This is a genomic window from Oceanospirillum sp., from assembly GCF_048265165.1.
Lineage (GTDB): Bacteria > Pseudomonadota > Gammaproteobacteria > Pseudomonadales > Halomonadaceae > Oceanospirillum.
This window is the reverse complement of the sequence record NZ_JBLXCD010000004.1, coordinates 74531-87823: the sequence shown is the minus strand read 5'-3', so window position 1 is coordinate 87823 and position 13293 is coordinate 74531. Positions and strand designations below refer to the sequence as shown.

General features: G+C 49.6%; 8 protein-coding genes and 1 pseudogene. 2 read left to right on the top strand and 7 right to left on the bottom strand.

Going from position 1 to position 13293, the window contains the following annotated elements; all coding sequences use genetic code 11:
- Positions 1-68 precede the first annotated feature (68 nt).
- The 3 genes from sufB to ACN0R8_RS09965 form a co-directional block, all read right to left on the bottom strand.
- Complete coding sequence (sufB, locus tag ACN0R8_RS09975) at positions 69-1511, bottom strand: Fe-S cluster assembly protein SufB (protein WP_417596959.1); 1443 nt, start codon at positions 1509-1511, stop codon at positions 69-71.
- Between the two features lie 79 nt (positions 1512-1590).
- Positions 1591-2121: an SUF system Fe-S cluster assembly regulator gene (locus tag ACN0R8_RS09970; RefSeq protein ID WP_417596957.1), complete on the bottom strand. Its 531-nt coding sequence runs from the start codon at positions 2119-2121 to the stop codon at positions 1591-1593.
- A gap of 274 nt (positions 2122-2395) precedes the next feature.
- Complete coding sequence (locus ACN0R8_RS09965; RefSeq protein ID WP_417596955.1) at positions 2396-4483, bottom strand: methyl-accepting chemotaxis protein; 2088 nt, start codon at positions 4481-4483, stop codon at positions 2396-2398.
- 228 nt (positions 4484-4711) lie between these two features.
- Between ACN0R8_RS09965 and ACN0R8_RS09960 the strand changes: the two genes are divergently transcribed.
- Both ACN0R8_RS09960 and ACN0R8_RS09955 read left to right on the top strand, forming a co-directional pair.
- On the top strand, positions 4712-5020 hold the full coding sequence (locus tag ACN0R8_RS09960; protein WP_417596953.1) for a hypothetical protein: 309 nt from the start codon (positions 4712-4714) through the stop codon (positions 5018-5020).
- A 41-nt stretch (positions 5021-5061) separates the two neighbouring features.
- Positions 5062-7152, top strand: a complete 2091-nt coding sequence (locus ACN0R8_RS09955; protein ID WP_417596951.1) for a hypothetical protein — start codon at positions 5062-5064, stop codon at positions 7150-7152.
- A gap of 164 nt (positions 7153-7316) precedes the next feature.
- On the opposite strand, the pseudogene ACN0R8_RS09950 reads toward ACN0R8_RS09955, so the two are convergent.
- The 4 genes and pseudogenes from ACN0R8_RS09950 to guaB all read right to left on the bottom strand — a co-directional run.
- A pseudogene (locus ACN0R8_RS09950) lies at positions 7317-8510 on the bottom strand (PepSY-associated TM helix domain-containing protein); the annotation flags it as partial.
- Positions 8511-8571: 61 nt separating this feature from the next.
- Positions 8572-9609: an Abi family protein gene (locus tag ACN0R8_RS09945; protein ID WP_417596949.1), complete on the bottom strand. Its 1038-nt coding sequence runs from the start codon at positions 9607-9609 to the stop codon at positions 8572-8574.
- Positions 9610-9885: 276 nt separating this feature from the next.
- Entirely contained in the window at positions 9886-11463 is a 1578-nt protein-coding gene (guaA, locus tag ACN0R8_RS09940; RefSeq protein ID WP_417596947.1) for a glutamine-hydrolyzing GMP synthase, read from the bottom strand.
- Positions 11464-11663: 200 nt separating this feature from the next.
- Positions 11664-13133 carry an IMP dehydrogenase gene (gene guaB, locus ACN0R8_RS09935; protein ID WP_417596945.1) on the bottom strand — a complete coding sequence of 490 codons (1470 nt, stop codon included), beginning with the start codon at positions 13131-13133 and terminating at the stop codon, positions 11664-11666.
- Between the last annotated feature and the right edge of the window lie 160 nt (positions 13134-13293).

The following is a 13293-nucleotide window of genomic DNA, read 5'->3' as shown; positions in this document are numbered from 1 at the left end:
AGGCTTCAGCCCCGATCTAAATCGCCCCTCTCGGTTTGTCGCCTGAGCGGGCTGCTATGTATCTGCTTTTAACCAACCGCGCCTTCAAGGCTGACGTTCAGCAGGGCTTCCGCCTCTACCGCAAACTCCATCGGCAGCTCTTTAAAAACGTCTTTACAGAAGCCGTTCACAATCATATTCACCGCATCTTCTTCGGAGATGCCGCGCTGACGGCAGTAGAACAGCTGATCTTCACCGATCTTAGAGGTGGTCGCTTCGTGCTCAACCTGCGCCGTGCTGTTACCGATTTCCTGATATGGGAAGGTGTGGGCACCACACTGATCACCGATCAGCAGAGAATCACACTGTGTAAAGTTACGGGCACCTTTAGCGCCAGGCAGAATCTTCACCAGACCACGATAGGACTGATCGGAACGACCGGCGGAAATACCTTTGGAGATAATGGTCGAGCGCGTGCCCTCACCAATATGAATCATCTTGGTGCCGGTATCGGCTTGCTGCATATTATTGGTTACTGCAACAGAGTAGAACTCACCGACGGAGTTCTTACCTTTCAGCACACAGCTTGGATATTTCCAGGTCACGGCAGAACCGGTTTCTACCTGAGTCCAGCTGATTTTAGAGTTATCGCCACGGCATTCGCCACGCTTGGTGACAAAGTTGTAGATACCGCCTTTACCCTCTTCATCACCGGGATACCAGTTTTGCACCGTGGAATATTTAATATCGGCATTTTCCAGTGCCACCAGTTCTACCACAGCGGCGTGCAGCTGGTTCTCATCACGCATCGGCGCGGTACAACCTTCAAGATAAGAGACCTGAGCGTCGTCTTCACAGATAATAAGCGTACGCTCAAACTGGCCGGTATTTTCGGCGTTAATACGGAAATAGGTAGACAACTCCATAGGACAGGTCACGCCCTTAGGGACAAAGACAAAGGAGCCATCGGAGAAAACGGCAGAATTCAACGCGGTATAAAAGTTATCCGCCACCGGCACAACAGAGCCCAAATACTGCTTAATCAGATCAGGGTACTCACGGATCGCTTCCGAGATGGAGCAGAAGATAACACCCGCCTCTCCCAGCTGCTCTTTAAAGGTGGTTGTGACCGATACAGAGTCAAACACCATATCCATCGCTACACCGGCAAGGGCCGCGCGTTCATGCAGAGGAATACCCAGCTTCTCGTATGTTTCCAACAGCTTAGGGTCAACTTCATCCAGGCTTTTCGGACGATCTTCGGAGGACTTTGGTGCCGAGTAATAGGATACCGCCTGAAAATCGACCTGAGGAAAATCCACATGAGCCCAATCAGGTTCCGCCATCGTCTTCCACTGCTCAAAAGCAGCCAGACGCCAATCCAGCATCCATTGCGGCTCTTCTTTTTTCGCAGAAATAAAGCGGATCACATCTTCATTCAGGCCGGGAGGCGCAGTATCTGACTCGATATCGGTTACAAAGCCTTGCTTGTACTCGCGACGTACAAGCTGCTCCATCTCTTGACTTGCCATTGGTCTCTCCTCACCCGGTTACAGGTTTTGTCGGAAGCTAATTCGGTTCTTCTGATCCTGCAGCTGTTGCCGAAGGATCTTATTCTGTCGTCAGCGCCACGAGAGGAATCTCGGCACTGACGCTGTCTTTATTGGTCTGCTGTGCTGCGGGTATCTCTGTACCTACGGTGTAGATATCATTACCGGACATCCACTGCAGCTGCAGAGGCTCTTTCTGAGCCAGCTGAACCAGTGTGATGCTCTGCAACAGCTGATGCATGGCTAAGCTGACCCGTTGCCAGTTATCCGCTACGCCACAGGTATCCTGCAGATCACACAGAGCGTCCTCCTGACTGCAATCTGTCATTGCGAAGGGGCCTTCAATGGCAACCAGAATATCGCTGGCCGTAATCTGTTTTGGTGGACGGGATAACCCGTAACCACCCTGAGCACCACGATGAGAGACCAGCAGGCCGCTCTTCTGCAGCATCTTAAGCGCCTTACTCACCGTTGGCTTTGGAATCTGTACCTGTTCCGCAATATCGGTGGCGGTAAACAGCTGATCCGGTGTGCGGGCGATATGAGCCATCAGCACCGCCGCGTAATCGGTCATTTTGCTCAGTTTCAGCATGATTCTACCTTCATCGTCATAGTGGACTATTTTAGTCCCATTTAACTTTGAACAAAACCCTTATACCCGAGTTTTTTACTGTGTTTTGCAAGATAACCGCGATTAACCGGCTTTTGATTAGGGTTTTAACGACGTTAGCAGCAAGTTATTGAGAATCGTTTTCAACAAGAAGTGCCAGAAGAGGTAAAAAAACAAAGCCCATCTCAAACGGATGGGCTTTCTGCCAGTACAACAGGTAAAGCTCAGACAAGGTCATACAAAGCAAAAAACACCTTTATACGACAAAGCGACAGGTCTTTTCATTCAGGTCTGAGGCCAGAGCTTTTAATTGACGACTCTCCTCCCGGTTACTATCAGCACCATCCAGCAACTGAGCGGCCATTTCGTTTACATGATTGACGGCTCCCACCAGATGATCCGCAGCCTGCTGCTGTTCATCGACAGCAAGAAACACTTGCTGGCAGCGACGATCAATCTGAACAATTCCTGTCACCACCTTATTCAGGACCTCCTGGGTGTGCTGAGACTGTCTCAACACCGATTCACTGCGATGACCACTGCGCTGACTGGAAGCGACAATCAACTCAATGCTGCCGAGCAGCCTTTCAATAACACCATCAATTTCACCGGTAGCCGTCTGGGTTTTCTGTGCCAGCATACGAACTTCATCCGCTACAACAGCAAAACCACGCCCCTGTTCTCCAGCTCTGGCTGCCTCAATAGCCGCATTCAACGCCAGCAGATTAGTTTGTTCAGCGATAGCCCGGATCGTTTCCAGAATCTGATGAATTTGGTTGCCATGCTCTGATAGCTGGGCTGATTCTGTACAAGCCTGATGAATCTCACCATTCATCGACTCCAGTTCATGGCCAACGTTATACATCACCTCCTGCGCCTGAGAAACCTGAGCATTAGCGTGACCTGCATCGAGGGTCAGTTGCTCCATACTATCGGCGATCAGATGAGAGGATTGAGACAGCTGCTCCACTGAAGCAGAGATCTGACTGACCTGTTGTTGCTGAGATACCAGTTGAGTATTCATCTGTTCAGACAGAGAAGCTCCCTGCTGTGCAGCCCCTTGCACCTGCTGACCCGAGCGTTGCACACTATCGACCAGAGCCTGAAGCTGACCGACAAACTGATTAAAATAACCGGCTACACGACCCACCTCATCCTCACGACTGACATTAAGTCGACGAGTCAAGTCACCACCACCTTGGGCCACCTCTTTCAGCATCGCCTGAACCTGGCTTAAAGGTGCTAAACGACAGTGAATGAGCCAGGCCGCCAACAACAGTGTCAGCAGTGCCAGCACGGGCCCAAGCACCAGTTGCATCAGGCTGGATTCTTTTTGTACTTCGGCAAACCGCGTCTGCAAGTGCACCAGAGGCTCCAACACAATCACTTTAGGCACCCTAATCTGCAAGATCCAGCCACTACGGGTAACTCCTTGCAGCCGAATAGGCACATCTGCATTGAGAAAATCAGAATCCTTCTGATCACTTTCAGGCGCAGCCTTCAGAGGGTTGCCTACTTCATTTGGCCGATGGCTATCACCCAAAACGATACCCTTTCGACTCAAAATCCGTACCTGTGCCTGCCCCTGATAAAGACTCTGACTGATACTTTGAGCCTGCTGCTGAATAAAGCCCAGGGAGAGGTCAGCACCCACCATGCCCAGAAAGCGCTCTTTATGCATAACGGGCACAACGACCGAGGTCAGCAGCCGATCCTGCCCCTGAACCTGAAAACGCTGAGGCTCCAGAAGGCAGGCTGTCCGCTGCTCTTTTGGACAGAGATAAAACTCTGCTTTCCGTGTACCGTCAGCAAAGTGCTCCTGACTTTCATGCGCTCTTAATGGTGTCATCTCAATATGGCCGCTCTCACTACGACTTAACAAAGGCGCAAACCGGCCATCTTCAGTTGAGCCTGTCAGGCGATTCAGCAGATTATCGTCATCTGCATCATCAAACGCATCTGCCTCCCATGCGGTATAGAGCGTCAGAAACTCCTTATGAGCCAGCAGAGAACCTCGCAGGACACCAATAAACTGCTCCCGCTCAAGCTGTAATGCCGGGTCTTCCCATGCCAGCTCCGGCTTCAGTTGTCCGGCGGTCATCGCCAGTCCATGGGTAACCTGATAAGCCCGATCCAGTAATTGCTGAATCTGACCTGCCTCCAGGGTAGCTCTTTGCTCCAAACGAATCATGGCTTCATGGCTCAGTAACTTACCCGCTTCGTCTGCCAGCAGCTGTCTGGAGCGATCACTATAGTGCAGACCTACCAGGAGTTGAGCACCCAACACCAAAAGTAATAACAACCCCAGCCCTAGAATCAGCTGATTTTTAATTGAATAACGCACATTCCAACCCTCAAACTGGTATATACCAAATAGATGGGATTTTCGCGTTTTAAGGTGTCAGGAATATGTCAGAAAAAACAGAGGGCGAACAAAAACAGTAAAGAAATGTAAGTAAACGTGTGACAGCCCATTATCTAAACAGGCCTCCCCTAGAAAACAGAGAAGCAGTCAACTTACATGCAGGGATTGGAATAAAACCCTGACAGGCTAGAATAGAAGCTGTAAAGAATGAGCCGTACACTCGGTTTACTGATGCTCAACCATCAATTCGACATTATCGGAGATCCCGGCATGCCTCTGTGGTTACAACTGCTGATTATTTTTATCGTATCAATCAGCGGTATCGTTTTTCATATCATACTGATTAAAAAAATCCGCGTTTGGGCCATTAACGACCAGATCAGCGCACTTTCCGGTGATAACAACGCTAAGAAAGCTCATCTTCAGAACCTGCATCAAAAATTATTAGCCGATAAAGTACCCCACAAACACCATCAGGATCGGCTAGAGGCTGCAGCCCAGACATTTGAAGATTAAACAACCTATGCAAAGCGGCCTATAACCAGGAGAAGGATTCTATGTTTGCCACGCTCAACAAGCTTATATCAGATAACGGATTTCAATCAGTAGCCCCCTCATTCAGCGAGTGGTTTTCTGCCGGCTCATTCAACAGCTCCTTGCCATTAACCGCAGATGCACTGGAAACTCTGCTGATGACCAGTAGTGCAGACAACCCTTCTCATCTTCGCGGCACTAAACACTGGATAAGCGAGATGAACGGCCTAATGTTGAAGCAGATGCTTCAGGTCTCTCATCTCCAGAGTGAAGCGTTCCGCCTCTACGGTGTGCCATCTTCATTATTTACTGGCTGGGCACAGCCTCTGATTCAGGCAACAGAAGACTCTGTTGCCAAGGATGAATCACCGGATATGATCACCCGCGCCGACCAGCAGCTGGACTCTGCCTATGCCGAGCAGCTAAAAATATTGGTGACCCATTTCACAAAAGAGGCTGATGGCGAGCTTAGTTTTAACAAAGAGACTTGTTCATGGGCCTGTAAAACCCTTCAGGGTCAAGTCTGGCTGATGACACAGCTCAATAATTTTCGCCTGCTGGAGTGGCAATACTATAGCCGGGGCCAAACTCATCTGACCGCCATGAAAAATCTGCTGCGCTCTCTGTTTCAGGTTATTACGGGGCAGACTTTTAGCGCCGATGAAAATCAGCCCTATCGTAAGAAAAATGCCGAAGGCCAATGGCGGGATAGTGATGAGGACTACCTGAAGGCTTGCACTCAACGTCTTCTGGAGCTGCTGAAATATAATGCTTTTGACCTGCGTAACTTTGCTCTCAACTCTCCCTATTCAAAACTGGGGGCCTGCCAATGGGAAACCATCGCCGGTTCTGAACTTTACTCCGTTAGACTACGCCACTATCCACGCCCAGCGGGCGTAAAAGCCAACGGCAAAACCCTGTACATGGCCAGCCCCATGATCAACCGCTGCGAGCTGTTTGATCTGGCACCTGAAAAGTCGGTGATCGAGGGTATGTTGCAACTGGGCTACGATCTTTATCTGGTGGATTACGGCAACCCGGAAGCAGATCAGTCTCAGCTTGGTCTGGACTTCTATGGCAAAACCGTTCACGACAAGTACCTGGATCTGATTCTGGAACGCCACCCGGGTCAGAATATTGAGGTAATGGCTTACTGCATGGGTGGCACTCTGTTTATGCCATACCTGGCCCGCAGGATTGAAGAAGCTCAGATAACCGGTAAGGATGTTTGTATCCGTCAGGTTGTATTGATGACAACCCCTATCCTGTTCGATGATGAAAGCAGTGGCCACAAACCGATGCGGGATGTCATTCGTCAGGATTACGACGCCGATGTCATGCAGCTCTTCTATGGCAACTGCAATGTATCGCCCTACGCGATTGAATCCGGTATGCACACCATCCAACCTGGCGTCGAACAAACCATGCTGGAAGGCTTTTACAGCCGTGCACATTTTCCGGGCGCAATCAAAGACTCAGCCCCCTTCCTGAACTGGCTACACAGCGGCACACGCTTTCCTGCACGCGCTCATCGTGAATGGATTCAAAAGATTTTTATGGATAATCAGATATGGGAAAACCAATACTGCCTGCCATCAGAGCTGCCGGAGCTGGACGGTAAACCGGTAAATATGGATGCACTGAACAACGCCGATATAGCACTGTTCGATTACGCTGGCTTACGGGACCCTATCGCACCGGTTGGCTCCTGTAAGACCAGCGAACGCTGGGGCCGAAAAGCAGAAAACCATCAGATGGTCTGTGGCGGTTTAAACCGTACTATCGAGAAAAATGTTGGTCATATTTTTGTCGTCAGCCACGCTCTACTGGGCGAGTTTCTGGAAGCTGTCACCGATTTCTTATCGGATGAACCACCCGCTTATCATGGGAAAAAGCCTGCATCTGCAGCAACAAAAACAGCGGCTATAACACAAGAAGCACCCACTGCTAAAGCAACTGCAGCGAAACCGAAAACTCGCAAAGCGGCATCCACTGCCAAAGCAACTACAGCGAAAACCACAGCTCGCAAAGCGACACTAGGAAAAACAACAGCAAGAAAAACAGCTCCGAAAAAGCCTGCGGCAAAAGCAGATTCCGATAACTCAGAATCCTGACAATCCCGTCGGCTGATCAAAAAATAAAAGGCGTGCCACGGCACGCCTTTTACTGATTGTCGGTGGAGAAAATTAATAACCGGGTTAGCTTTTCGTCGACTTAGCAACCAGCTTTTTTTACGGGCACTTTTCCACCTTGCCCGATATTTAAACCGCCAGATTCTAAGCGCCGTTACCGTTAGCCAAACAGAAGCTGTCATCAACAGCAGACTTAACATTCTGCTCCACCACCCCAGCTCCGACTTATGCACCGCCTCAAAACCAACGGTCATGGCATCCACTTTACTCGCCCCTGTCGCCTGAAAACGCGCCAGCAGTTTACCACTGTGCGCATCAAACCAAACGCTGGTCTTAGCGCTCTCAGCGGAATAATCCAGCGAAGAGTAACTACGATACAGATAAGTGCCTTTAAAAGCGGAATGAGATAAACCAACTGGCTGTAGCCGTTCAAAGCCTTGCTCTTTCGCCCACATCTCCGTCAGGTGCTGCCCCGTGGCTACCGCCAGTTCAAGGCTCATCGGCTGCGCCTGCCCCAAAGGTGAGGCCTCGATGGCTTTATGGGACAGCTGCCTCTGATTAAAGGGGTCAAACATCCCGTAATAAGCAGGCTTTAAGTTATAACTCAGCCCAGACAATAGAAAAATAACCACCAGCGGCGCTAGCACCAGTCCCAGCCATCGATGGTTAAAAAAGTCCTTCTGGAAGTGGCTTTTCCCTTTTCGATATTTCCAAAAGCTAAGCCAGTGCAGCAGATCCTGTCGCCATTGTTTTTTGCTCTTATTCGAATACCGGAGAGCGCTGTGGTGTGGCCAGCTCAGATACACACCCACAGGAATCATCAGCAACCAAGCCAATGTCAGCCAGCCCAGAATCAGCCGCCCCTCCTGTCCAGCCAGTATCGAATAGTGCAGTTTGTAGATCAACGGCATCAGGTTCAACAGCGGCTGCTCTACCGAAAACTGGCCCCACTTGCGCCCTCCCAGCACCTCTCCGCTGTACGGGTTCACAAAGATCTGGTTATGGACTGGAGCATGGTAATGACCAACGTCATCCCGTGTTCCGGCAATCCAGAACACAGCAGCAGGCTGCACACCACTCTGCCGAGCCTGTTGATAACCTGGTCCTTTATAAAAGCTCAGGTCAAACCAGCTGATTCGGGTTTGTGGATAAGCGGTTTGAATCCGTTTTTGCAACTGCCCAACCGACAGAGGCTGAGTATACAGGTCATACTGCTCAATCAGCATCAGGTCAGCATTCAACCACTGATCCAACTCCTGTTTATAAACCAGCAAGCCACCGGTCAGGGATAACATCAGCACCGGCAGAATCAGCAATAAGCCAAGCCAGCGGTGAAGCAGGAGGAAGGTGTGGCGGTTCAGGATAAGAGCAACCTCGATGATAAAAATTCTTTCAGAAGTATCAGTATCGGCGATGCGCCTTAGCTACAACACCCAATACAGCCTCGTCTTTGACTACAATATAAGCGGTTCTTTTTTTCAGGACATTACCAGCTTTACTCAGGCTTTCAGTACCGCTACACACAGAAAAGTTATCAGCCAACGCCTGCTCTTCTATCAACTGACCAAGCGCTTTCTCCCTCAAATCAACTACAAGCTCCCCTGCCTCCTGGAAAGATAAAAGATAAGATGCAATATGCTGAGCTTCTACAACAGCCATTAAGTCACCGGAAACATCACAGCACAGTAAAAATCTTACCGCAGGCAACTGATTTAAAGCCATAGTGACCGGAACGACCTCAAAATCAGCATCACATCGATCCTTAAAGAAAGGGGAATGCTCACCATCCTTAGAAGGTCTTGTACGCAAGATCTGATTCACGGTCGAGTAGTGCTTTACCCATTCTGCAGTCTCCTTGCAAAACCAACCAATGACATTAAGAATCCGACTGTGTTGGGCAGAGATATTTTCCTTATGAATAGGCTCATGATGAGCAATTCTGTTTCTAAATTTATTCAGATCACGAACTATCTTCTGAAACTCTTTACGTGTTGTTTTTTCCGCATTGGGTAACAAATCACCCATATGCTTTTGCCAAAAAGGCCTGTCATACTCCGGACGGAAAAGATTCGACCAAAAATCAAATGTCAGTGTTGCCACCACATCATCTAAGCTCGCTGACTTGGCTCGTGCGATGCCTTTATCCAGAGCATCAGAACTATCTTTAGACAAAACAGCCTGAAAATCAGATTCATGTAGCCAATTTGAACCAAACTCTGCGCTAAAAACAGCACTCATATGATTCCGCAAAGACACTTCCAAAACATGCAACGGAAACAAAAATGCCTTAGATAATCTAGCGTTATAGAGGTATAGATTAAAAGCGTACTCTTCAGAATAACCCGCACTCTTTAGATAAGGCGCTAGCCGACCTTCAGACAAGCTTACTCGAAGCGGTGTAAAACTTTGGTATGGGTACGGCAGTTGACTTTCAGCCATGAAGTACTAAAATCCTAGTCAGAGCAGTTGGAGAGGTCCCTCTGGTTGAAAAATCAACTACGCACCACCAACGATCTATATAGAGCCCCGAGACAGATGATTTTCATCCCTCTCGGGGTTTCGCTTTTTCAGGGCATGTTAAAATATGCCTGAGTCTAATACCAGCATATCGCAACTTGCATTCAATCCCCTGAAAAACAAAAAAACCCCTGAATTTCTTCAGGGGTTTCTTCATTTCAGCCAAACGCTATAAGTGGACTTATTCCTGAAGAACAGTTATTCCCACTCAATGGTCGCTGGTGGCTTGCTGGATACATCGTAAGCCACGCGGGAGATACCACTGATCTCGTTGATGATGCGGTTGGAAACCTTCTCCAGCAGCTCGTACGGCAGGTGCGCCCAACGTGCAGTCATAAAGTCGATGGTTTCTACCGCACGCAGTGAGACAACCCACTCGTAACGACGGCCGTCGCCTACTACACCTACGGATTTAACCGGCAGGAAGACGACAAACGCCTGACTGGTTTTGTGATACCAGTCGAAGTTGTGCAGCTCTTCGATAAAGATGGCATCCGCTTCACGCAGGATGTCCGCATATTCTTTTTTCACTTCACCCAGAATACGCACGCCCAGACCCGGCCCTGGGAAGGGGTGACGGTAAACCATATCGTATGGCAGACCCAGTTCCAGACCGATTTTGCGCACTTCATCTTTGAACAGTTCGCGCAGTGGCTCAACCAGTTCCATCTTCATGTCTTCCGGCAAACCGCCCACGTTGTGGTGCGACTTGATCACGTGTGCTTTACCGGTTTTAGCAGCAGCAGACTCGATCACATCCGGGTAGATGGTGCCCTGTGCCAGAAAGTGAACATCTTTCAGCTTGGTGGCTTCTTCATCAAACACTTCGATAAAGGTGTTACCAATCACTTTTCGCTTAGCTTCCGGATCAGAAACACCCGCCAGTTTGCCCAGGAACAGTTCCTCAGCATCGGCTCGAATCACTTTAACGCCCATGTTCTTAGCGAACATGTCCATGACCATATCGCCTTCGTTCTTACGCAACAGGCCGTTATCTACAAATACGCACGTCAGCTGATCACCAATCGCTTTATGCAGCAGAGCAGCAACCACAGAAGAATCCACGCCGCCAGATAGGCCCAACAGAACTTTCTGGTCACCAACCTGAGCACGTACACGCTCAATCTGGTCTTCGATGATGTTGGCAGCAGTCCACAGAGCCTCGCAACCACAGGCTTCCATCAGGAAGTGTTCCAGCAGACGACCGCCCTGCAGAGTGTGAGTTACTTCCGGGTGGAACTGCACACCGAAGAAATTTTTCTCCGCGTGGAACATGCCAGCAATAGCACAGCTTGGTGTAGAAGCCAGCAGCTCAAAACCTTCCGGCATGGCCACGACTTTGTCACCGTGACTCATCCAAACGTCCAGCAGCGCCTTTCCATCTTCAGCCAGATGATCTTTTACATCTTTGGTCAGTGCGTTATCCGCTTCGATTTTGACCTGGGCATAACCAAACTCACGCACATCTGAGCCCTGAACTTTACCGCCCAGCTGCTCAGCCATGGTCTGCATGCCGTAGCAGATACCCAGAACCGGCAGGCCCATACCAAAGACACACTCAGGCGCCCGTGGAGAGCCCTGCTCGGTGACGGACTCAGGGCCACCAGCCAGAATGATACCTTTCGGGTCAAATTCACGAATCTCTTCTTCGGTCATATCGAAGGCGCGAATTTCACTGTAAACACCCAGTTCACGAACACGGCGAGCAATAAGCTGCGTGTACTGAGATCCGAAATCCAGAATCAGGACTTTCTGAGCATGAATATCTTGGCTCATTATTTTACCAACCCATCAATAAAGTAACGGTCTGCCCGGGATGAACAGCCTGTATAAAGTGGTCGTCCGGCCAGCAGCAGGTGCTGTTCCGGGAATCATTCGTGCGCCTGCGCCGACGCTGTATTCCGACATGACATTTAAGGCATGCCTTAAATCAAAAGTGGGGCGCAATGCCCCACTTTTCAGTACCGGTTAACAGATCAACTCACCCGATAATTCGGTGCTTCTTTGGTGATCTGTACATCGTGTACATGAGACTCCATCATACCGGCGCCTGTGATCTTCACAAATTCAGGCTTGGTACGCATGGTCTTAATATCACCACTACCGGTATACCCCATAGACGAGCGCAGACCGCCCATCAGCTGATGCACGATAGCCGTCATGGAGCCTTTATAAGGCACACGACCTTCAATACCTTCCGGAACCAGCTTCTCTACGCCAGCATCTTTATCCTGGAAATAGCGATCACTGGAGCCCTGAGCCTGTGACATAGCGCCCATAGAGCCCATACCACGGTAGGACTTGTAAGAGCGGCCCTGATATAGCTCGATCTCGCCCGGTGCTTCTTCAGTACCTGCCAGAAGGCCACCGACCATGACAACGCTGGCACCGGCAACGATCGCTTTAGCCAGATCACCAGAGAAGCGAACACCACCGTCAGCAATAACAGGAATATCGTATTTTTCCAGTGCAGTAGAAACATTCGCTACCGCAGAGATCTGAGGCACACCAACACCTGCAACAATACGGGTGGTACAGATAGAGCCTGGGCCAATACCCACTTTAACCGCATCAGCTCCGGCTTCAGCCAGTTCAACGGCCGCTTCAGCTGTTGCAATGTTGCCACCGATGACCTGAACCTGAGGGAAGTTCTCTTTCACCCAGCGAACACGTTCGATAACACCTTTAGAATGGCCATGGGCGGTATCAACTACGATCACATCAACGCCGGCCTCAACCAGAGCAGTAACACGATCAGGGGTTTCAGCACCTGTACCGACTGCAGCACCCACACGCAGACGACCATCTTCATCTTTGCAGGCACTCGGGTAAGTACGGGCTTTCTCGATATCTTTAACCGTTACCAGACCCTGCAGATGAAACTCATCATCTACAACCAAAATCTTCTCGATACGGTGCTGGTGCAGTTTAGCTTTAATCTCATCCAGGGCTGTGCCCTGCTTAACCGTTACCAGCTTCTCTTTCGTGGTCATGATATTAGCAACCACATCATCCAGATTCGGTTTGAAGCGGAAATCACGACTGGTAACAATACCCACCAGCTCATCACCCTCAACTACCGGCATACCGGAAAAACGGGTGTCTTCGGTGAGCGCCAGCAATTCACTGACGGTTGTCGAAGGTGTTACCGTTACGGGATCTTTAACGATAACACTTTCATGTTTCTTAACCTGACGCACTTGCTGAGCCTGCTGAGCAATGGTCATGTTTTTATGGATAATACCGAGTCCACCTTCCTGCGCCATGGCAATCGCCAATCGCGCTTCGGTTACGGTGTCCATCGCTGAAGAGATCAGCGGTATATTAAGAGAGATATCACGGGTGAGTCGTGTCTTCAGGCTGACGTCATTCGGGAGGACGTCTGAGTAACCTGGAACCAGCAAAACATCATCAAAGGTGAGTGCTTCTTGAGCAATACGTAACATATTCCGCGAGCCTGCTGAAGAGTGAGGATAGAAAGAAGAATAACCCAATATTTTATCGTAACTGTTTTTCCGGGTAAACCGCTATTAGACTAGGATTCTTCTCTTTTACCGTCATACACTGTAAAAAATGACTAACACTAGCAACACCGAAACGATGAAT

Coding starts and splice junctions, on each gene's coding strand:
- ACN0R8_RS09970 (WP_417596957.1), bottom strand. CDS start 2,121: ATGCTGAAACTGAGCAAAATGACCGATTACGCGGCGGTGCTGATGGCT.
- guaB (WP_417596945.1), bottom strand. CDS start 13,133: ATGTTACGTATTGCTCAAGAAGCACTCACCTTTGATGATGTTTTGCTG.
- guaA (WP_417596947.1), bottom strand. CDS start 11,463: ATGAGCCAAGATATTCATGCTCAGAAAGTCCTGATTCTGGATTTCGGA.
- ACN0R8_RS09960 (WP_417596953.1), top strand. CDS start 4,712: ATGAGCCGTACACTCGGTTTACTGATGCTCAACCATCAATTCGACATT.
- ACN0R8_RS09945 (WP_417596949.1), bottom strand. CDS start 9,609: ATGGCTGAAAGTCAACTGCCGTACCCATACCAAAGTTTTACACCGCTT.
- ACN0R8_RS09955 (WP_417596951.1), top strand. CDS start 5,062: ATGTTTGCCACGCTCAACAAGCTTATATCAGATAACGGATTTCAATCA.
- sufB (WP_417596959.1), bottom strand. CDS start 1,511: ATGGCAAGTCAAGAGATGGAGCAGCTTGTACGTCGCGAGTACAAGCAA.